We start from the raw sequence: 20,997 nt of genomic DNA, 5'->3' as shown, positions 1-20,997 counted from the left end.
TTTGTCACGGGGATCGCGCTTCATACCGACACCTGCTCAACTGTGGCGCTGGCGTAGATGCGGCGCACGGTGGACGGCTGCCACGTCCGTTTGCCCAGTGGGCTTAGGACGTTTGATGCTGTGAGTGCGGAAGCGATAGCGTCGTATGTCCAGCCGGCGTTTCGGTCTTGCACTATGCGACGCACCACCGAAGGCGATGCAACTCGAGGCCTTCCGATTCGCTCGCCTCTGCGCTTCTTGGCGGCAAGAGCGGCCTTCGTACGCTCACTAATCAGCTCGCGCTCGTACTGGGCGAAGTTGACCAGGTTCATGGCCATCATGCGACCTGCTGCTGTGGTCAGGTCCACGCCAAGGTCCAGGATCACCAGCGACCAGCCCTGCGCCTGCGCTGCTTCGATGATGTTGGCTGCGTTGACGATTGATCGACTCAAGCGGTCCAGCTTGGCAACTACCAGACCGTCCGCTTGTCCAGAAGCCAACAGCTGCAACCCTTCCGCAAGCTTCGGACCGATGGCCTTACCGGATACGCCTTCGTCTGCGAAGTGCTCAAGGCTCCACTGTCGGCGCAGTGCCTGTGCCTCGATGATTTGCCGTTGTGCCTCTAGGCCGTTACGCCTGTCCGCCTGTTCGTCGGTGCTCACACGCGTGTATCCAAACATCAACGGCTGTATCGGTTCTCGTGCGTCTGCCCTTGCCGGCATTGCTGCGTCTCCCTTGCTGGTGTGGGGGCGTAACCGAGCGGTTGCGCCTTACGCCTTAAGTTTTAGCCGACCGGTACAACCGTGGCTACAATGCCTGAGCTGGGCAAACTGTGCCTGTGGGTGCCTCATGGCCTTCTGTACCGCCTGTGGGGTGACTCGATGGCCTTCAGCGCGCCTATCCGGCGGTTTGCCCAGTTCGCCGCGTCGATGGCGTCCTCGCCGGTGATGTGCCGCACGGGTGACTCAGGCGGCCTCTCCCGGTCGAAATCATGGGGATGAGGCTGCCGCAGCGGCGCGTCTGCGCTAGACGGCGAATCCTGCTGCCCACTACTACCGCCCTCGCCTTGGTAGTCAACCTCTGGTGTGTTGGTGGTCGAGCCCCGAAATACCCGCCGCGCGCAGCTGGCCTCGTTGTGGCTTGGGTCGGGCGAGTCGCCTTGGGTGGGTGGTTGGGACGGGCCTTCTGTGCCAATCTCGAAGCCGGCAAAATTGTCCGCAGAATCGGGAACGCCTCTAGCTCTGCGAGATTCGGCGCGACTGCCGCTCGCGATGCCGTCGAACAGGTCCTCGTAGGGCTTGGACTCGCCTTGCGACAGTACGACTTCCGCGGGCGCTTTGAGTCCGCTTCGGTCCAGGGCATCCTTGATGGCCGCAAGCTTCACGGCCTCACTGTCGGCAGTGAGCGCAATCCCCAAGAGCTGCTTTGCCATCAGATCAGCGGCGTTCTCCAACCTTGCCCGCGCAGCGCGCTTTACGTGCTTGGCCGCACCGCCATGAAAACGGCACACAGTTGCACCGAGTATTGCTGCGTTCTTACAGCGTTCGCCGGTTTTCTTGTGTGCTCGACACCTGTTCGCCTGCACTGCTGGAGACGCGGCAGCCCACCACTCTTCGCTCCACTTGGTGACTGGTTCGGAATGTTGATAGGTGCCAACAGTTGCAGGAAGGTTATCGCTGTCTACGACTTCCGCGTCGATGATGTCGTCATCGTCGGTACTCATGCCGTATGCCCTTTCGATTCGATTCTGAGCTGGTTCAAAATTCGACCGGTGCTCTGCCGTTAGTTGCATTTCCGCAGGTAGGCCGCGCTCCGGGTTTCACAGTCGAAGAGTGAGAAGAGATAGGGCCTGCCTCCCCTGTGATTCCCGGAGCGCCCGCCGGGCGCATGGCCCCGCTGTCATTCCCGGAGCGGACGGGTTCGGGGATCTTGAGCACGCTCACGTCCACGCCTTCGATCACGCTGAAGCGCCAGCTCTTGGTGTAGCTGCTAGTGGTCTGGACGCGGCCGGGGGTCTCGTCTTGTTCGATAAGGCCAAGGGCCACTAGGGCCTGGATGACGCGGTCCACGGTGGCATGGGGCTTCTGGATGCCTTTCCGTACGTCACTGGTGAGGGAGTCCGGGTGTGCCGCTAGGTACTCCAGCACTTGCAGGCGTAGAGGTGGGATACAGTCACGAGCGCACCGGATCACCAGGCGCATTGCTCGGCCCCTTGGAACGCCAACCACGTACAAGCCCCGGAACAGCTGCGTGAGTTGCTTGGCCAGACGTGCCGGGCCTTCCGGAGCGTGCGAGTCGATTACGTCGCCCTTGTGGTCGGTGTCTACTGCGGTGCGTGCGTAGGACGCCAGGTTGGCGGCTTGAAAGATTCGTTGTGTCTCTTCGTCGGTGAGTTCGGGTGCATCAGCGGTGTCGACACAGGAAATGAGTCGCTTGACCGCGCCGCGTAGCTCTTTGCGGTACTCCGTTTCAGAAGAGATGTTCTTGATTGCCTTTAACCCGAACGCCTCGCGGCTGTCCACGTTGCGGGAATCGATGCGCAGCAGAACGAATCGGTCGCCCATCTCGGCCACAACGCCGTGGTGTTTGTCCCAGGATGTCGTTACGGCTCCGATAACAACGATTCGCCCGGACCAATGCAGTCCAGCGCCGCCGTCAGTGCCTTTGTAGCGATCCCAATAGCCGTCATAGATTTCCCGCAATGCGGCCAGCAACGGACCTCGGGTGCTGGGGTGTATCGACAGGATAGATGTGAAGTCCTTGATGATCAGGATGCCTCGCGGCCCGATCTGCTCCAGTAGGCCACCCGTTGCATCGTGCGCCTTATCGTCGCGTTTGGACGCCGAAAGCAACGCGGCCTCTGACGTGAGCGTCGATACTTCGTGCACACGCGCGCAGGTCTTGAGCTGCGATACGGTTTCCGTCTTGGCGGTGGACGCGCCTGCCACCAGTAGCAGCCAGACAGGGTCACCGTCGAGCTGCTCCACGGCTGCGGTTGCCAGCGAGACGTCTAGGGCGGCTAAGTCGTAGTGGTCTGTGAACCAGTTCTGGAACCGAAGGTGAAGGCTCTTGAGTCGAATGCGTTGCTTACGCAGATTCTCTGAAATGACCTGCGCAGGTTGGCCGTTAGTCGAGGCGTTCACCGGCAAGCCAGGCCTCGACGTCGTTGCGGGCGTAGTAGATCCGTCCGTTGATCTTGGTGCGCTTTAACGGCTTGCTGCCTTCATAGGCAGCGGTGATCACCGAGTTCTCGGTGATGTGCTTCAGGCCGCGTGCGTGCGCAATGGCAACGACTTCCGCGCGGTCATAGAACTGCTGTACGGGGGTGGTCATTTCCTTCTCTCCGGTTGAGTTGTCGAAGTCGGGCCGAATGCCCGCCAACCTGCGGCAAAATCGACGTTAGCCCACCACGGCACGCGACGCAGCACCCCGACGCCGGAAAGTAATTGGGAGACAACGCAATAGATCCGGAACTGACAGCAACTGTTCCGACGGCCGCTGAATTGACCCGAATCTTTCTACGCTCTTATATCGCGCGGTCGATCCAGTAGCGCTGTATTCCGTTGGCGGCACGATTCAGCCTGTCCTCTGGAGCGCCAACCCAACAGAACCCGGCCAACCCAAGCCGCTGGGCTACCAACCCACCCGGCGGGTATCTTTTCCCGGAACGCTAGAGAGCGTTCAATCGTTCACGTGTCACAGAACCCCGGCGTCTGCGGCAAGCACTAGCTGAGCCCTGCGGTCACCGTTCGTAGGTTCAACATGGTGCTCTACCAATATGTCTCGAAAGAGCTCGATTGCTTCGGAGCTATACGCGAAGGGCCAGCGGTAGCAGGCATTGCACACCTGATGCACGGTGACGAATTCGCCGCGTTTCAAGGATAGGGTAATCAAGGCGAACGATTTGTGGCATTCTGCGGAAATGCCGACGTCACAGGGGCTAAGCACGTCCCGGGGTACAAGCTTCCAATCCTCTAGCTTGTCTAGGGGATACGCCTTCTTAGGACTGCGCGCGACGATGCACAGCGGCTTTGTCATGGTGAACGGCTTGTCTAGCGACGGTTGCACTTTGTCGCGACGTACCGGCTTGCGGCCGACGGGGTTGAAGTTGCTCTGCCCGTATGCGTCCCTTTTGCGCCGGTAGCTGTTCCACGCGTTGATCACCTCAACGCTTAGCCCGTTTGCAAAACGGGCCTCCGGGGAGTCGTCCGGCCAACCGTAACCGAGATCGGCCACCAGTATGTCGCTAAGCAATTCGGCACCGTGGGCAATGTGCCGAAGTTCGGCCTCCGTAGGCGCAGGCCAGCCCATAGCCCGGTGCACTTCGAGCAATTGAGAGAAGTCTTCATCATTGGGGTCAAAATCCGTAACGCTGTCACTAAAAGCCATGTGATTTATTTCCTTTCATTCTTCCCAGTTCGGTACTGGAACATCTATTGCGTTGTCGTTCAGACCCTCGCCGGCTGCGTACACAGGGTGCGGCTGGGACACATTGCGTTTCGGAGCTACAGGCGCACCTAGGTCAATGCGGTAGCGCAACACGGGCTTGTCGCCGGTGCACGGGGCGGTACGCGCGGGTCTAATACTGTCGTGGGTATAGATGCGGTGCGTGTGCAATGTTTGGCAATGCGGGCAACGGACGGTCACCTTCCCCACGTACCCCGGCGGTAAACGTTCTCCCTCAACCGATACGGACAGAACCCGCGCAAGTGGATAGCTATTGTCTCTCATAGCTTCTCGATTAGCTTGTCGAGGTCACTGCGCCGCCAATACGCCCTACGGCCAAGCACTGCCGGTCGGGGCAATAGCCCTTTCTCGTAGGCGAGGTAGCGAATTGTCTGCACCGTGCAGGACGTAAAGCCCTTGTCTTGCAGGTATTGCGCCGCCTGATTGATGTCCAGAAATTCACGGTACGTCTTTACTGCCGTCATAGGATCGAGCCTTTCCGAGCTGACTGCCCGAAGCTGATTATAGCCGAATCACACTGCACGCCAGCAAAATTGGCTGGGGCCGCCCGCCCGCCGCCGCGTATAATCGCCTACACGCGGTGAGGAGCCGTCACGGCATGTGTTGTCGGCACCTAACGCGAACGCGGCGAGAGCTTTCAGTCCCATTAGCCGCGTTTGCGGGCTTGGTGTTTTCAACGAAACTGCGAAAGGCAGTGACAACGAAAGGCTCTCATCGTGAGTGCAATCTACACACAACCCCGACTCGACCCTGACCTCCAAACACTTTTAAAGCTGCCGCCGTTCGGCGGTGAGGGCTTGGGCGTAAATACGGAGGGCGACGTCCTCGTTAACGTCACCGCAGACGGCGTTGACGTCAACGCGCTGTGGCAAGAGGTGCAAGCCGTTCTCTCGGCCTGGAATTCCGAACGCAATGCAGTAGCTAGCCTGCTGAGCTACAACACCATCAATGCTGCCGATGCGGTGCCGCAGAGCATTGCTGACGAAAGTTTCGAGGTCGCATCGGAATTCGGCGAGCCGGAAAGCCTGCGGGCGCCGAGCAACGCTATCTTGCTAGGCAACACGCTTGTCGACTACGACAAAGCCGGCCGTTTTACGTGGAAGTTTCTACGAGACAGCACAGCTGAGCAAATTCGCGCGGTAACCAACTACGCTCTTGCTGCCGACAACAAGTTGGTCAACGGACTCATCGTCAACCGTCTGTTCAATCCGGCTCCACAAACCAACGAGTTCAACCACACCTGCTACCCGCTGTGGAGCGCGGACGGCATGGTGCCACCGCCATACCTAGGCAAGACGTTTGACGACACCCATACGCACTACCTGGTTAGCGGTGCCGACACCATCGACAGCGGAGACCTGGAAGCTCTGATCAACCATGTAACCGAGCACGGTTATGGCATGGACGCCGGAAGCCGTCTGATCGCTTTTATGAACCCCGTAGACGCCGATGAGGTAGGTGCCTTCAAGGCGGGCGAAACCAACAACAACACCGTGGTGGCCAAGCACGACTTCATCCCGTCCCAGGGTGCGCCTGCGTATCTGCAGCCGGACAACATCGTCGGCGAGATCGCGCCAGCTCAGTACCAAGGTCTGAAGATTGACGGCAGCTATGGGCCTCTTTGGATAGTCCGCAGCCAGTACATTCCAGCCAAGTACTTGACTGTGGTGGCCACGTCCGGCGCGAACAGCCCCAACAACGCGGTGAGCGTTCGGCAGCACACCAACGCGGCCTACCAGGGTTTGCGGACCATTCCCGGCTTCCGGCCCGGTTACCCTCTGCAGGACAGCTTTTGGGCGCGCTGCATCGGCGTGGGCACACGCCACCGTGGCGCTGCTGCGGTGATGCAGATCAAGGCCACCGGCAACTACGTTGCCCCGGCAATCCCTATGTAAGCCATGACCGCATCGAATTGGTTGCATGACAACCTGGCCGACGTTTTGGTGGCCATAGCGCAAGCCAACGCAGCACTGGCGGCACGGCCGCAGTCTACCGGGGCGGGAGGGGTGTCCGATGAGCAACAGTGACTACGGTTCCGGAGCGAACACCTTCGGTGTCGGTGACTATGACGTGCGCTACCCGCTTGACCCTAATGCGGACTCCGATGATGCGTCCGAGTTCAGCTGGGGAGTGGGTATCGAACCGCCATCGGTGCGCGGTCGGCCGCCGGCTGACGGCGGGAGATATAGGGGCACTACGCCCGACTGTGCCCGTGTAATGGGGATGGGTGGGTAGCTATGGCAACCAAGCGTCAAGCCGCAGCTCGCCGCACGTTTACGCGGCAGGCAAAGAGCGGTTCCGGGAAGGTGGGTCGGCGCGCTAAAAGCTCTGCACGTCAGCGCAAGAAGCGGCGCTAAACCAACCTCATAAGCTGGCCGCGCGCGGTTTGGGTGCCTTGTGCGCAGCGCGCCGCACTTGGCGTCAGGGTCCAGCAACCGCCCTGGCGCCCAGAGTGTTACAAGCCCCCTCACGCAGATGCTGGGGTGGTCACTGTTTAGTTGTCAAGGTGCGAACCGTCCCAGACGGTGGCTTGAGCCAGTCGCAGAATCGAACCGCGATTCGGAAAGCAGAAGTCCGAAAACCGTTCTGGCGGGTCGCGGTTAAGGCCGCTGTTCTCCTAACTCTTCCTGACGCTCTGAGTCCAGGCGTTCACGCTCAAGTTCGACAACTTGGCGCATCAGCTCATCCATGGCCTCACGTTTTTCTTCTTCCGTGGGGGCGTTGAAAGCGTTGTAGCACTCAACTTCCGCCGCCGCGGCCTGCAGGTACTGAGCCAATTGTTGGGCCTCTTCCTCAGTGAGGACGATGTTTGTAAGCCGGGTGCCCTGCGAGCCGTCCACACCGAGCAACACGAATTTCATACGCTCGTCGTCGTCGCCGGGGTTAAGGGTGCAAGCCCCTACTGAGACAACGAAATCGCCGTCAAACTCATCGTCCGGTGGCTCAAGTAGGTAGTAGAGTACAAACGCGTGTTCGACGCCGAAGTCTGCTGTTTCGGGGTGCGCTCGCCATTTTTCCTCTGCGTCTAATGCTTCGGTAGCCGCGAGCTCGGCGCGCCTTGCAACAGAGTTGAAACGCGCGATCGCATTGATTTGATCTAGTACAAGCCTGTCACGCTTTTTCCGTGACGTTGGTATCCCGTTGCCTTCTAACTGGTCGGCCATCTCCCGCAGTGACGCCACGGTTTCGGCTTTCACCGCTGCCAGTTCTTGGTCCTGCGCGATCAGTTCTGCAAGCTCTGCGTCAAAGTCCGGTGTGTCTCTGCTGTCCATCGATCAATTCCGTATCTGTCTCTAGTTCGACCGGGCGGCCAATGCGTCAAGCTCGCGCCTGCTCCGGCGGCGGGCGTTTTCGACCCACGTGGTGGACTCGAAATATTCAAGCCACCTGACTAACGGCATCAACCGAAACATCTCCTCTGCAGTGACCGTCAGCGCCACGTCCGCACTGAAGTCGGCTTGCTCGTACAGGTAGCCAAGGCGGGGCAGCAGGTTGGTGGCCTCGTCAAGCAGATGTGTCGGTATCTCGGTGTATTTCATCGGAACCCTTTGGTGGAGTCGGACACCTTTGCGCCGCGCGGTGAAAGGCGGACCGCGTTCCCGCGCGGCCATCTCCACGGTATGGACGTGTGACTTTGCTGCGCAAGGGGTTTGGACAGGAGCGTAGGCCATTAGAGCTGCTATGACCGGCGGAATCGCATTACCCGATCTATTAGCTGTCGTATTAGCCTCGTGTTGTCAGAGCGGCCCAACCGACCAACGGTGACCTAGCAACGGCTGAATTGCACGCGAAGGGCGGTTCCGGCCCGATTGGGAGCACTTCCGTGGGAAAGAGGCAACAGACGGCAATGGTCGAGGTTACGATCCGCCACCATGGGCAGATTGACAGCGCTGACAATTGGATTCGCCATGGGGCTCACGCTCGTTCCGGCAGTGAACGCCGATCCAGGCGATGTGTCGTTTGCGCAGTCCGTCGGCCCAGCAGCGCCCATACCGCAAAAGCCAAGTCCATCATGCGACCCCAATTACTCGGGTGCCTGCGTTCCGATCGCAAGTGATGTCGACTGTGCGGGCGGTAGCGGTAATGGTCCGGCCTACGTTAAGGGTCCTGTAACTGTCGTCGGCAAGGACATCTACGGCCTTGATCGAGACGGCAACGGAGTTGGGTGCGAATAGGCGCGCCAAAACGGTGTGGACAACCTGCCCGCGTCCACACTACGTCCACAAATTTTCGGCAACTTGGCGAACTGGGCCGACGTCCGTTAGAGCGCCTGTATAGACCCCGCGAACCGTTCTCTCCTAGTGGCAGTAAGTGATTAGAGCTTCTACTGGATCGCGGGCGGGCCGCTAGTGCCGCTCCAATCGGGCCTGAGCTAGCGACTTTTAATCCGCAGGTCCTAGGTTCGAGTCCTAGTGGGGGCACCACGACGCGCGCGGCCGTGGCCGCGTGCACTCCGATGACGGCTCATCGCCCGAGCATCGCGCTGCTGTAGGTGACATCGGCGAAGGCCGCGGCGACGTCGTCGTCGGCGTAGACGAATCCGTTGGCCGCGTGCAATTCCGCAACAGTCGTGGACGTGGTCTGCCAACCGCGCCGGCTCAGGTGGTCGACGATATGGCTGCGCTGGCCGTGATAGACGAGGTCGTTGAAGTCGATCTCAAAGCCGAGTTCGCTCATCCGGTCGTGGTGGGCGCGCCAGCGCGGGTCGGCGAAAACGGCAGTGTCAGGGACGAATTCGAAGGCGAGCCGGCTGCCAGGGACACTCAGCGTCGTGATGTTGTCGAACAGCGCGTCCTGAGCTTCGTCCGGCAGGTAGACCAGTAGGCCTTCGGCGCTCCATGCCGACGGCGCCTGCGGATCGAATCCGGCCGCCTGCAGGGCCGAGGCCCAATCGTCGCGCAGGTCGATGGCAACGGTGCGCCGCTCGGCGGTCGGCTCGGCGCCCAGATCGCCCAGCGTCAGCGTCTTGAACTCGATCACCTCGGGCATGTCGACCTCGTAGACGACCGTCCCGGCCGGCCAGGGCAGCCGGTAGGCGCGCGAGTCGAGGCCCGACGCGAGGATCACCACCTGGCCGATGCCGCTGCGCGTCGCCTCAAGAAAGAACTGGTCGTAGAACCGGGTTCGGCAGGCCATCCCTCGCGCCATCCGCTGCGGATCGAACTCCGTGTTCCCACCGGCCGCGATTTCGCCGTTCACCAGCCGGACGTAGACGTCGATCCCAACCGCACGCACCAGCGGAGCGGCATACGGGTCATCGATCAGCTTCGCGTCGGAAGACAGTGCCCGCTGGGCGGCCACCATGGTCGCCGTCGCGCCGACACTTGTCGCAAGATCCCAGCGATCGCGTTCGGTGCGCGCCATGTGTCTCCTCAGTCCGGGTCGCGGAAAACATAGACAATCTAGTTAGTATCACAAGGCCGGATCCCGGCCCGCGGGACTACTCTCCGATTTATCTGCTCCCCGTTCTACGCCGGAGGACCCCGTGACCGACTTCACGCAGCGGACGATCGACCTGGCTCGCCGCAACGTGGGCGAGGGCGGCCGCCCGTTTGCGACGGTGATCATCCAGGACGGCGCGGTGCTGGCCGAGAGCGCCAACAAGGTGGCCCAGACGAACGATCCCACCGCCCACGCCGAGATCCTGGCAATCCGCGAGGCATGCATGAAGCTGGGCACCGAGCACCTCGTCGACGCCACCATCTACGTGCTGGCCCACCCTTGCCCGATGTGCCTTGGCTCGCTGTACTACTGCTCGCCCAAGGAAGTCGTCTTCCTGACCACTCGAGACAGCTACGAGCAGTACTACGTGGATGACCGCAAGTACTTCGAGTTGTCCACCTTCTACGACGAATTCGCGAAGCAATGGGACCAGCGTCGCCTGCCCATGCGCTACGAGCCCAACGACAACGCCGTGGAGGTCTACCGGCTCTGGAACGAGCGCAACGGCGGCCGCCAGTCGACGGTCGTTCCGCCGGGCTGAACCGTGCCCTTGGCAGCAGAACCGGCTTTGGTTAATATTTGCGTATGCATGCAGATAACAGCAAAAGGCGGCTACCCGAGGACCAGGTCAACCTGGTGGTCGAGGTGTTCCGGATGCTGGCCGACGCCACTCGCGTGCAGGTGCTTTGGACGTTGACCGACCGCGAGATGGCGGTCAACGAACTCGCCGAGCACGTGGGCAAACCGGCGCCGTCGGTTTCCCAGCACCTCGCAAAGTTGCGGATGGCACGGCTGGTTCGCACCCGCCGGGAGGGCACGACGATCTTCTACAGCCTGGAGAACGATCACGTCCGCCAGCTCGTCATCGACGCGGTCTTCAACGCCGAACACGCTGGCCCAGGCGTGCCCGGCCATCACCGCGCCGACAGTGGGCTGAAGGCCGTCGGCCAGTCGTCTCGCCCGCCGACCGGGCGGCGCGGCGCGCTGAACGAGCAGTAGCCACAAGGCATTTCACAAAGGAGAGATCAACGATGAGCGAACAGCACACCCATGACGCGCCACACGCGCACGAACACCAGCACGGCGACGTGACGCATGCTCACGCGCACACGAGCCACGAGCATGACCATGTCGAGCACGAACATTCACACGCCCACGAGGACGGGACGGAGCACACGCATCAGCACGTGCACCAGGCGGGCCTGGAAGAAGTTCACGGTCACCACCACGCATAGCGCGAGCGGCGCTTCGGCGACTCAGGAAACCATCGGGCAGTAGTGCTTGGGATTGCCGCGCTCGTCCTCGGGCGGCAGGTTGCGCGCCGGTGTTTGCACCAGCGGCGTATCGAGCGGGATCCGCCCGCTGGCGCGGTCCAAGCCGGCCCGCGCGCGAGGGTGCTTGCGGAATCTGCTGGGCACCAGGGCAAACACGCCACGGACGACGTCGCCGAAGCGCCGGTGCAGCCATTCATCGCGGCGTGACCAGCGGTAGCCCATCAGTTCTCGCACCGGTGGGTCGTACAGGCCAACCGTCACCCAGACGAAGAACGGCGCCAACAGCTTGCGTTGCGCGGCCCACAACGGATCCGGAATCCATTGCGCGAACGGGGGTTTCGGCAGCTCGGTCAAATCGAGCACGGCCCGGGCGGCCCAGTTGTTCTCCAGCACGTTGCGGCACATGTGGTCCCAGTAGACCTGGAATTCCTCCCAGGAACCCGGCACCGGTCGCATGCTCATGCCGTACATGCGATACCACTCGACGTGTTCGTCGAACAGCTGGCGCTTCTGCTCCTCGGTGATCCCCCCGCAGAATCGTTCGGCGACGTGGATGGTGCCCATGAAGAAGGTGGAGTGCGCCCAGTAGAAGACGTCGGGGTTCAACGCGTGGTAGCGCCGGCCCTGTTCGTCGACCCCCTTGATGTCGGTGTGGTAATCGCGGACCTCGGCGCCGGTACTCGGGGCGCGATCCCCGTCGAACACGACTCCGCCGATCGGATACAACGAGCGCAGCAGGCGCGGCCAGCGCTCGCGGAAGAACGTGGAGTGATCGGTGACCGCCGCGCCCAGCTGGGGGTGCATGTTCTGCATCGAACCCGCCCACGGACCCTGCAGCATGCCCCGCCAGTCCCCGAAGTACCGCCAGGTCAACGACTCGGGCCCCAGCGGTGCGGGCGGCGCGTCATAGCCCGTCGGCGAGACCGGGCAACCGCCCGCGACGCCGTCGGACGCGTCGGCCGAAACCGACTGCTCAGCGGTGCCCACGACATCACCACCTGCGACGTCGCTGGTCAGAGCGGACGGTGCGGACGTATCTTGAGTCACTATTAGATCCCTGTAGGTATCGTGAATTTTGACTACAACCGTTGTCAATCTAGAGCTTAGGAGCGATGTGCAGACGGGTCAACGACGGGGACGCTGGACCGGGGTCCCCTTGGAGAGCCGCCTCGCGCTCCGCCGCGACAACCTCATCAACGCCGGCGTGCAGTTACTCGGCAGTGCCGGCGGCCCTGCACTGACCGTGCGCGCGGTCTGCCGCGAGGCCGCGCTGACCGAACGCTACTTCTACGAAAGCTTCGCCGACCGCGACGAATTCGTGCGCGCGGTCTACGACGATGTCTGCACGCGAGCGATGAGCGCCCTGACATCGGCGACGACCCCGCGGGAGGCCGTCGAGCGATTCGTCGAGCTGATGGTCGACGACCCGGTCCGTGGACGGGTGCTGCTGCTGGCGCCGGCGGTGGAGCCCGTCCTGACCCGCTCCGGCGCGGAATGGATGCCCAATTTCATCGATCTGCTGCAGCGCAAGCTGTCCCGAATCGGTGATGCCGTACTGCAAAAAATGATCGCCACCAGCCTGATCGGCGGGTTGTCGGGCCTGTTCACCGCCTACCTGCACGGACAGCTGGGCGCCACCCGCCAGCAATTCATCGATTACTGCATCAACATGCTGTACATCACGGCCGCGCCGTACGTCCCGGCCGGGGAACTCGGCAAGTCGCAGTAACGCGTGTTTTCAATCGTGCGCCATCGGCAAGCCGTACCGGTAGGCAACGGGCCCACTCGAACCGACATAGAAATGTCACCTGGCGCGCCGACGAAAAACTTGATGCTACTTGAGTACACAGATATATTGACTGCTACCCATCGACACAGATAACTGGAGGCCGTATGTCAGCCGGGCTGACGGACTTACAGCTGCTGCACGAACTCGAGCCGTTCGTCGAGAAGTACCTGAACCGGCACGAGAGCATGCACAAGAACTGGAACCCGCACGACTACATCCCGTGGTCGGACGGCAAGAACTACTACGCGCTGGGAGGACAGGACTGGGAGCCAGGCCAGTCACAGCTCTCCGACGTCGCCCAGGTGGCGATGGTGCAGAACCTGATGACCGAAGACAACCTGCCGTCGTATCACCGCGAGATCGCGATGAATTTCGGCATGGACGGCGCGTGGGGTCAGTGGGTCAACCGGTGGACCGCCGAGGAGAACCGCCACGGCATCGCGCTGCGCGACTATCTGGTGGTGACCCGCGCGGTCGACCCCACCGAGCTGGAAAAGCTGCGCATGGAGGTCGTGAACCGCGGCTTCAGCCCCGGTCAGAACCAGCAGATTCGAGCCGATTTGTTCGCCGAGAGCCTGTTCGACTCGGTCATCTACGTCACGTTCCAGGAGCTGGCGACGCGGATTTCGCACCGCAACACCGGCAAGGCCTGCAACGAGACGATCGCCGACCAATTGCTGGCCAAGATCTCGGCCGACGAGAACCTGCACATGATCTTCTACCGCGACGTCAGCGACGCCGGGTTCGCCGCCGCGCCCAATCAGGCGATGAAGTCCCTGCACAAGGTGCTGCGCAACTTCCAGATGCCGGGCTACCAGGTGCCCGAATTCCGCCGGAAGGCCGTCGTCATCGCCGTCGGCGGCGTCTACGACCCGCGTATCCACCTCGACGACGTCGTCATGCCGGTGCTGAAGAAATGGCGCATCTTCGAGCGTGAGGACTTCACCGGTGAGGCGGCCGCCATGCGCGACGATCTCGCGCTGCTGATCAAGGAACTCGAGCAAACCTGCGAGAAGTTCGAGATCTCAAAGCAGCGTCAGCTCGACCGCGAAGCCCGCACCGGCAAGAAGACAACCGCATTGGAGCTGCACCAAACCGCGGGCACGCTGACCATGAGCCGGCGGTAACCAAGGGGTGCGCATCGGTTCCATCGCGCTCGCCAGCCCGGTGGTCCTGGCACCGATGGCGGGCGTGACAAACGTCGCGTTCCGAACGCTGTGCCGCGAATTGGAGCAAGCCAAGGTCGGCACCGTCAGCGGGCTCTATGTCTGCGAGATGGTCACGGCGCGTGCGCTTGTCGAGCGCCATCCGGCCACCCTGCACATGACCACATTCGCCCCCGACGAGTCGCCGCGTTCGCTGCAGCTCTACACCGTCGACCCCGCGACCACCTACGCGGCCGCCAAGATGATCGCCGACGAAGGCCTGGCCGATCACATCGACATGAATTTCGGCTGCCCGGTGCCGAAGGTGACCAAGCGCGGCGGCGGATCGGCGCTGCCATACAAACGGCGGCTGTTCGGTCAGATCGTCGCCGCGGCGGTGCGCGGCACCGAGGGCACCCAGATACCGGTGACCGTGAAGTTCCGCATCGGCATCGACGACGAGCACCAAACACACCTCGACGCCGGCCGCATCGCCGAAGCCGAAGGCGCCGCCGCCGTCGCGCTGCATGCCCGCACGGCCGCGCAGCGTTATTCCGGCACCGCCGACTGGGAACAGATCGCCAGGCTCAAACAGCAGGTGCGGACCATCCCGGTACTCGGCAACGGCGACATCTATGACGCCAGTGACGCGCTGACCATGATGGCCACCACCGGATGCGACGGCGTCGTCATCGGCCGCGGCTGCCTGGGCCGGCCCTGGCTTTTCGCCGAGCTGTCGGCCGCCTTCACTGGCAGCCCACCGCCCACACCCCCGACGCTGGGCGAGGTCGCCGACATCGTCCGACGACACGGGCAACTGCTGGCCGCGCACTTCGGCGAGGACAAGGGCATGCGCGACATCCGCAAGCACGTCGGCTGGTATCTGCACGGCTTTCCGGCCGGCTCCGAGCTGCGCCGCGCGCTGGCGATGGTCAAGACGCTCGACGAACTGGACTCCCTGCTCGACCGGCTCGACGGCGCCGTGCCGTTCCCGGACGAGGCGACGGGCCCTCGCGGCCGGCAGGGTTCACCGGCCCGGGTGGTGCTGCCGGAAGGTTGGCTGACCGACCCCGACGACTGCACGGTGCCGGCGGGCGCCGACGTCATGCACTCCGGGGGCTGAGCCGACGGCTCGAAAATCGCGTCCGGGCCGATAAGTCAGTACGATGTGGGCTTTATTGCGTGCGCTTGGGTGGCGGATCGATTCCGTGCCGCCACACCAGCGGTGGCAAAACTGGTTGGCACCAGCCGCGGGCGCGCGCAACGCGACACTGCGCTGACATTAAGCACGAGCACGCTGACGTCCGCATCAGAGCTTCGGAGGCCGGTACGACATGAGTGACGCCGAGAACGACGCCACTCTCAATGGTCGGCACGGCCCGGGCGGGGCGCGTACCTATCCGATCGCGACGGACCCGGCGCCGTTGGGCGCGGCCCCCTGGGAGCGATTCTTTGCACCGCCGGCCGGCGACAATCTTCACCGCTGGCAGCCCGAGGGCGCGATCGAGGCCGTCGGGCCGCGCGAGGATGACACCGATCGGGGCGGATCCCACACCGGCGGCGGCGTCAGCGTCGCCGATCTGATCGCCAAGATCGGTGCCCCCGGCCGGCCCGTCCATCATCGCGCCGCCCCGGAGGATTCCGAGGTCGAGCCCACCGGCGCCGAGCCTGGCCTGCCGATCCACCTGCAGAAAACGCAGGTGATCGACGACCTCGCCTACTCCGTGGACGCCGTCGCCGAGCTCCGGGCCCTGGAGGCCGCCTATTACCCGAACGACGAGGACCCGGAGGACCTGGTCGCAGACACCAGCGCCGAGGAACCCAAACGCCGGCGCCGGCCACTGCTGGTGGCTGCACGGTCGACGGCCGCCCTGGCTGCCGTGCTGGCCCTGGCCATGACCGGCGGGGCATGGCAGTGGAGCACGTCGAAAAACGCCCGGCTGAATACGATCAGCGCGCTCGACCAGAATTCCAGCGACATCCGCGACCCGGGCGGTCAGTACGGCGACGAGGACTTCTTGATCGTCGGTCTCGACTCGCGCCTGGGCGACAACGCCAACATGGGCGCCGGAACCACCGACGACGCCGACGGCGAGCGCTCGGACACGGTCATGCTGGTCAACATCCCGGCCAACCGTAAGCGCGTCGTGGCGGTGTCGTTCCCGCGCGACCTGGCGATCACCCCGATGCAGTGCGAGGCGTGGAACCCCGAAACCGGCAAGTACGGACCCCTGTACGACCCGAAGACCAAGACCTACGGCCCGAAGATGGTCTACACCGAGACCAAACTGAACTCGGCGTTCGCCTTCGGCGGCCCCAAGTGTCTGGTGAAGGAAATCCAGAAGCTGTCCGGCTTGAGCATCAATCGCTTCATCGCCGTCGACTTCTCCGGCTTCGCGAAAATGGTCGACGCCCTCGGCGGGGTCGAGGTCTGCTCGAGCACGCCGCTGCACGACTATGAGTTGGGCACGGTCCTCGAACACGGTGGACGCCAGGTGCTCGACGGCTCCACCGCCCTGAACTATGTGCGGGCCCGCCAGGTCACCACCGAGGTCAATGGCGATTACGGCCGGATCAAACGTCAGCAGCTGTTCCTGTCGTCGTTGCTGCGGTCGTTGATCTCCGAAGACACGCTGCTGGACCCCCACAAGCTCAACAGCGTCGTCAACATGTTCATCAGCGACACCGTCGTCGACAACGTGCAGTCCAAGGACCTGATCCAACTCGGTCAGTCGTTGCAGGGCATGGCAGCCGGGCACGTCACGTTCGTCACCGTGCCGACCGGTGTCACCGACCAGAACGGCGACGAGCCGCCACGGATGGCCGACATGCGCGCCCTGTTCGACGCCGTCATCAACGACGATCCGCTACCCGAGGAAAACGACCAGAACGCGCAGAATTTGAGCACTTCTGGAACGAAGGGCCCGTCGAAGGCGCCCACCACCAGGAAGTCGCCGGCACCGGCGCCGGAGGCGCAGCCCGAGCAGGTCACCACGACCTCGCCCAGCGGCGTGACGGTGCGGGTCTCCAACGCGACCACGCAAAGCGGTCTGGCGACCACCGCGACCACCCAGCTCAAGCACGACGGCTTCAACGTGATGTCGCCCGACGATTACCCCAGTTCGGTCAACGCGACGACCGTGCTGTTCTCGCCGGGTAACGAGGAGGCCGCCGCCACCGTGGCGTCCTCGTTCGCCAACGCGAAAGTCCAGCGGGTGTCCGGCTACGGACAGGTCGTGCAGGTGGTTTTGGGCCCCGACTTCAAGTCGGTCTCCACTCCCTCGCCCAGCGGCTCCTCGATGAACCTGCAGATCGAACGCGGCTCGAGCAATGCACCGGCGAAGCTGCCCGAGGACCTGACCGTCACCAACGCGGCCGACACCACCTGCGAGTAACCGCTTTTGACGGCGTTCCGCCGCCCTTTTCGGGCGGGGAGACCGTACCCTTGGTGATATGCGGACCGCCTACCACGAGCAACTCTCGGAGTTATCCGAGCGCCTCGGCGAGATGTGCGGCTTGGCAGGAATCGCTATGGAGCGCGCCACCCAGGCTCTGCTGCAAGCCGACTTGGTGCTAGCCGAACAAGTCATCTCCGATCACGAGGCCATCGCCGTACTGAGTGCGCGCGCCGAAGAAAGCGCCTTCGTGCTACTGGCTTTACAGGCGCCGGTGGCCGGCGATTTGAGGGCCATTGTGAGTGCGATTCAGATGGTGGCGGACATCGACCGGATGGGTGCGCTGGCACTGCACGTCGCCAAGATCGCCCGTCGCCGGCATCCCCAGCACGCCTTACCCGAAGAGGTCAATGGCTATTTCGCCGAAATGGGCAGCATTGCAGTCGAATTGGGCAACAGCGCGCAAGAGGTGGTGTTGTCGCGCGACCCGGAGAAGGCCGCCCGGATTCGCGAAGAAGACGACGCCATGGACGACCTGCACCGGCATCTGTTCTCGGTCCTGATGGACCGTGAATGGAAGCACGGCGTCGCGGCGGCCGTCGACGTGACATTGCTGGGCCGGTTCTATGAGCGTTTCGCCGACCACGCCGTCGAGGTGGCCCGGCGAGTCATCTTCCAGGCGACCGGCAGACTTCCCGAGGAAGAAGCGAAACCCGCCTCCCAGTAGGCGAACACCCCATCGGGCTAGCCGAATCGGCCGGAAATGTAGTCCTCGGTCGCCTTCTGGCTCGGGTTGGAGAAGATCTTCTCGGTGTCGTCCACTTCGATCAGCCGACCTGGTTTTCCGACGGCTTCCAGGTTGAAGAACGCCGTGTAGTCGCTGACCCGCGCCGCCTGCTGCATGTTGTGGGTGACGATGACGATGGTGTAGTCCTGCTTCAGTTCGCTGATCAGCTCCTCGATGGCCATCGTCGAGATCGGGTCCAGCGCCGAACACGGCTCGTCCATCAGCAGCACATCGGGTTGTACGGCGATCGCCCGCGCGATGCACAGGCGCTGCTGCTGCCCGCCGGACAATCCACCGCCGGGCCGATCCAACCGATTCTTGACCTCATCCCACAGATTCGCCCCGCGCAGCGAATACTCTGCCGTCTCGTCGAGCACCTTGCGATTGCGAACCCCCTGCAATTTCAGGCCGGCCACCACGTTGTCGCGAATCGACATGGCGGGGAACGGGTTCGGTCGCTGGAACACCATCCCGATGGCCCGGCGCACGCCGACCGGATCGACTCCGGCGCCATAGATGTCTTCGTCGTCGAGGAGCACGCTGCCCTCGACCCGTCCGCCGGGCACCACCTCGTGCATCCGGTTCAGCGTGCGCAGCACCGTCGTTTTGCCGCAACCCGACGGGCCGATGAACGCGGTCACGCTGCGGGGCAGAACCGACAGCGTCACATCCGCGACCGCGTGAAACGATCCGTAGTAGATGTTGACGCTCTTGAGGTCCAACCGTTTGGCCACTTACTGCTCCTGCCTATGACTTCCTGGTGCCCAGAAATCTCGCTATCACCCGGGCCGCGATGTTGATGACGGCGATCACCAGGATGAGGGTTAATGCGGCACCCCACAACCGATCCGTGGGGATGGGATTGAGGCTCGCGCCGGCCGTCGTCTGGTTGAACATCATGCCGGGCAGCGTCCCCATGAACCCGCTGAAGATATCGAAGTTCATTGATTGTGCGTAACCGACGAGGATCAGCAGCGGCGCCGTCTCGCCCATCACCCTGGCCATCGCCAGCAGTATCCCCGTGACGATGCCGGACAATCCGGTGGGAATCACTACCCGCGCAATGGTTTTCCACTTGGTGATGCCCAGCGCGTAACTGGCCTCGCGAAGGTCCACCGGGACGATTCGCAGCATTTCCTCGGTGGCGCGCACGATCACCGGGAGCATCAGCAAGACGAGCGCCAGCGATACCGCGAACTGCGACCGGGGAAGTCCCAGCATGGCCACGCACAACGCGTAGATGAACAGCGCGGCAACGATTGACGGCACACCGCTGAGGATGTCCACCATGAACGACGCCAGTCTCCCCAGCGCGGTGCCGCCGCCGTACTCGACCAGATAGATCGCGACCATCAGCCCGAGCGGGACGGCGATGAGGGCACATACCACCCCCTGCAGGACGGTGCCGACCAGCGCGTGGTAGGCGCCACCCCCGGTCACGAACGCCGTCATCCCGGCTTGCGAGTGCGTCCACCACACAGTTGACGCGACCGCCTTGAAACCCTTGACGGCCACCGACCACAACACCATCACCAACGGCGTCACAGCGATCAGTAACGATAGTGAAACCAGCAGGGCCGCAACGTAGTTCGTGGTACGACGGCGCCAGCTGACCGGCGAGAACGTCCGCGGCTTGAGGGGCCGGTCCAGCATCGAGGTCATCGGGCCCCCCGTCGTCCCGCCCCGGCGACGGCGCCGCGGGCCAGGGCGTCGACCACGAAGGTGAGCACGAAGAGCGTCAGCCCGGCGGCGATGTACGCGCCGGCCTTGTACCGGTCATCGAATTCGGCTGCGGCGCCTGCGATCTTGGTCGCAAAGGTGGAGCCGCCGTCGAACAGCGACCACCCGAAGGCTGATTGGGTGCCCCGCAGAATGATCAGCAACGCCACAGTCTCACCGAGGGCGCGGCCCAGCCCCAGCATCGACCCGCTGACATAGCCCGACCGCCCGAACGGCAGCGTTACCGTCTTGACCACTTCCCAGCGGGTGGCCCCGAGCGCCAGCACGGCCTCGATCTGGTCCTGTGGCGTCTGGACGAACACTTCGCGGGTGACCGCGGTGATGATCGGCAGGATCATCACCGCCAGGACGATGCCGCCGGTGAAGATGGTTCCCCCGCCGGCGGGTGAGGCATTGCCGTTGGCGAACAGGAAACACCAGCCCAGCGAGCGATTGAGCCAGGTGGCGACGGGCCGCAGCTGCGGCGCCAGCACATACAGTCCCCACGCTCCGTAGATGATCGAGGGCACCGCGGCCAGCAGGTCGACCGAGTAGGCCAGCGGCGTGGCGACCGGCCGCGGGGCGTATTGAGTGATGAAGATGGCCACGCCCAGCGCGACCGGCATGGCCAGGACCAACGCGAACAGCGACACGAACACGGTGACCGGCACCAGGGTGGCGATGCCGAAGTGCATCGCCGAGGTGTCCGTGGTGCCCCATACACCGGCGTAGCTGAAAAAGTTCTCCCGATTGCGGTGCAGAGCCGGTATCGCGCGTCCGAGCAGGAACGTGGCGATCGCGGCGATGACCACGATGATGACGACGCCCGAGGATTGCGCGAGCCAGCGGAAGATCCGGTCGGCCACATGAGGCCGCCCCTCTCCCCAGGGGCTGGTGGGTGTGGCCTGCTTGTCCGGAAACGGCGCGGCGACAACCGCACCCGAACCCGCGTCGATGGGATTCGGCGTTGTCACGGTGATCCCGTCACAGGTCTGTTGTC

The 20,997-nt window shown here is 63.2% G+C and carries 22 protein-coding genes; 9 read left to right on the top strand and 13 right to left on the bottom strand.

All coding sequences use genetic code 11. The annotated features are described in order from the left end of the window. Positions 1-20 precede the first annotated feature (20 nt). From A5753_RS00560 to A5753_RS00535, 6 genes are all read right to left on the bottom strand, one after another. A complete protein-coding gene (locus A5753_RS00560; RefSeq protein WP_067121936.1) occupies positions 21-659 on the bottom strand; it encodes a recombinase family protein in 639 nt (212 codons plus the stop codon). 167 nt (positions 660-826) lie between these two features. Then, entirely contained in the window at positions 827-1,702 is an 876-nt protein-coding gene (locus A5753_RS00555; RefSeq protein WP_067121933.1) for a hypothetical protein, read from the bottom strand. Positions 1,703-1,736: 34 nt separating this feature from the next. Then, a complete protein-coding gene (locus A5753_RS00550) occupies positions 1,737-3,122 on the bottom strand; it encodes a helix-turn-helix domain-containing protein (RefSeq protein WP_067121930.1) in 1,386 nt (461 codons plus the stop codon). Further along, complete coding sequence (locus A5753_RS00545) at positions 3,106-3,312, bottom strand: hypothetical protein (RefSeq protein ID WP_067121994.1); 207 nt, start codon at positions 3,310-3,312, stop codon at positions 3,106-3,108. The genes A5753_RS00550 and A5753_RS00545 overlap by 17 nt, the downstream gene beginning before the upstream one ends. 363 nt (positions 3,313-3,675) lie before the next feature. Continuing rightward, a complete protein-coding gene (locus A5753_RS00540; RefSeq protein ID WP_067121926.1) occupies positions 3,676-4,368 on the bottom strand; it encodes a hypothetical protein in 693 nt (230 codons plus the stop codon). 338 nt (positions 4,369-4,706) lie between these two features. After that, a complete protein-coding gene (locus tag A5753_RS00535; RefSeq protein WP_067121921.1) occupies positions 4,707-4,910 on the bottom strand; it encodes an AlpA family transcriptional regulator in 204 nt (67 codons plus the stop codon). A 252-nt stretch (positions 4,911-5,162) separates the two neighbouring features. On the opposite strand from A5753_RS00535, the gene A5753_RS00530 reads away from it, so the two are divergent. Next, the gene (locus A5753_RS00530; RefSeq protein ID WP_067121918.1) at positions 5,163-6,341 is read left to right on the top strand and encodes a hypothetical protein; all 1,179 of its coding nucleotides are present in this window, start codon (positions 5,163-5,165) and stop codon (positions 6,339-6,341) included. Between the two features lie 705 nt (positions 6,342-7,046). On the opposite strand, the gene A5753_RS00525 is transcribed toward A5753_RS00530, so the two are convergent. The 3 genes from A5753_RS00525 to A5753_RS00515 form a co-directional block, all read right to left on the bottom strand. After that, positions 7,047-7,718 carry a hypothetical protein gene (locus A5753_RS00525; protein WP_067121916.1) on the bottom strand — a complete coding sequence of 224 codons (672 nt, stop codon included), beginning with the start codon at positions 7,716-7,718 and terminating at the stop codon, positions 7,047-7,049. Between the two features lie 21 nt (positions 7,719-7,739). Then, positions 7,740-7,985, bottom strand: a complete 246-nt coding sequence (locus A5753_RS00520) for a hypothetical protein (protein ID WP_067121913.1) — start codon at positions 7,983-7,985, stop codon at positions 7,740-7,742. Between the two features lie 925 nt (positions 7,986-8,910). Beyond that, the gene (locus A5753_RS00515) at positions 8,911-9,810 is read right to left on the bottom strand and encodes a class I SAM-dependent methyltransferase (protein ID WP_067121909.1); all 900 of its coding nucleotides are present in this window, start codon (positions 9,808-9,810) and stop codon (positions 8,911-8,913) included. Positions 9,811-9,931: 121 nt separating this feature from the next. On the opposite strand from A5753_RS00515, the gene A5753_RS00510 reads away from it, so the two are divergent. The 3 genes from A5753_RS00510 to A5753_RS23485 are packed head-to-tail and all read left to right on the top strand — an operon-like array spanning position 9,932 to position 11,123. Further along, a complete protein-coding gene (locus A5753_RS00510; protein ID WP_067121906.1) occupies positions 9,932-10,429 on the top strand; it encodes a nucleoside deaminase in 498 nt (165 codons plus the stop codon). A gap of 44 nt (positions 10,430-10,473) precedes the next feature. Next, positions 10,474-10,887, top strand: a complete 414-nt coding sequence (locus A5753_RS00505; protein ID WP_067121904.1) for a metalloregulator ArsR/SmtB family transcription factor — start codon at positions 10,474-10,476, stop codon at positions 10,885-10,887. Between the two features lie 32 nt (positions 10,888-10,919). After that, entirely contained in the window at positions 10,920-11,123 is a 204-nt protein-coding gene (locus A5753_RS23485) for a zinc transporter Slc39a7 (protein ID WP_082971101.1), read from the top strand. 21 nt (positions 11,124-11,144) lie between these two features. Here the strand turns inward: A5753_RS23485 and A5753_RS00495 are convergent, their stop codons facing one another. Beyond that, on the bottom strand, positions 11,145-12,209 hold the full coding sequence (locus tag A5753_RS00495) for an oxygenase MpaB family protein (RefSeq protein WP_067121900.1): 1,065 nt from the start codon (positions 12,207-12,209) through the stop codon (positions 11,145-11,147). Between the two features lie 67 nt (positions 12,210-12,276). Here A5753_RS00495 and A5753_RS00490 point away from each other — a divergent pair, with 67 nt between their 5' ends. The 5 genes from A5753_RS00490 (at position 12,277) to phoU (ending at position 18,218) form a co-directional block, all read left to right on the top strand. Then, positions 12,277-12,891: a TetR/AcrR family transcriptional regulator gene (locus A5753_RS00490; protein WP_156655835.1), complete on the top strand. Its 615-nt coding sequence runs from the start codon at positions 12,277-12,279 to the stop codon at positions 12,889-12,891. 164 nt (positions 12,892-13,055) lie between these two features. Continuing rightward, a complete protein-coding gene (locus A5753_RS00485; RefSeq protein WP_067121893.1) occupies positions 13,056-14,078 on the top strand; it encodes an acyl-ACP desaturase in 1,023 nt (340 codons plus the stop codon). A gap of 7 nt (positions 14,079-14,085) precedes the next feature. After that, positions 14,086-15,219, top strand: a complete 1,134-nt coding sequence (dusB, locus tag A5753_RS00480) for a tRNA dihydrouridine synthase DusB (protein WP_067121889.1) — start codon at positions 14,086-14,088, stop codon at positions 15,217-15,219. A gap of 211 nt (positions 15,220-15,430) precedes the next feature. Further along, on the top strand, positions 15,431-17,491 hold the full coding sequence (locus A5753_RS00475; protein ID WP_067121886.1) for an LCP family protein: 2,061 nt from the start codon (positions 15,431-15,433) through the stop codon (positions 17,489-17,491). Positions 17,492-17,549: 58 nt separating this feature from the next. Further along, a complete protein-coding gene (phoU, locus tag A5753_RS00470) occupies positions 17,550-18,218 on the top strand; it encodes a phosphate signaling complex protein PhoU (RefSeq protein WP_067121885.1) in 669 nt (222 codons plus the stop codon). A 17-nt stretch (positions 18,219-18,235) separates the two neighbouring features. Here phoU and pstB read toward each other — a convergent pair whose 3' ends face one another. From pstB to pstC, 3 genes are read right to left on the bottom strand one after another with little or no spacing between them, the layout of a single operon-like run. Further along, on the bottom strand, positions 18,236-19,012 hold the full coding sequence (pstB, locus tag A5753_RS00465; protein WP_067121883.1) for a phosphate ABC transporter ATP-binding protein PstB: 777 nt from the start codon (positions 19,010-19,012) through the stop codon (positions 18,236-18,238). Between the two features lie 13 nt (positions 19,013-19,025). Continuing rightward, a complete protein-coding gene (pstA, locus tag A5753_RS00460) occupies positions 19,026-19,940 on the bottom strand; it encodes a phosphate ABC transporter permease PstA (RefSeq protein ID WP_067121881.1) in 915 nt (304 codons plus the stop codon). Next, positions 19,937-20,971: a phosphate ABC transporter permease subunit PstC gene (gene pstC, locus A5753_RS00455; RefSeq protein WP_369829278.1), complete on the bottom strand. Its 1,035-nt coding sequence runs from the start codon at positions 20,969-20,971 to the stop codon at positions 19,937-19,939. Before pstC ends, pstA begins: the two co-directional genes overlap by 4 nt. Positions 20,972-20,997: the final 26 nt, after the last annotated feature.

Origin of the sequence: Mycobacterium sp. 852002-51971_SCH5477799-a (assembly GCF_001667145.1) — a bacterium.
Lineage (GTDB): Bacteria > Actinomycetota > Actinomycetes > Mycobacteriales > Mycobacteriaceae > Mycobacterium.
The sequence above is the reverse complement of the archived record's forward strand: the minus strand, read 5'-3'. Positions and strand labels throughout refer to the sequence as shown.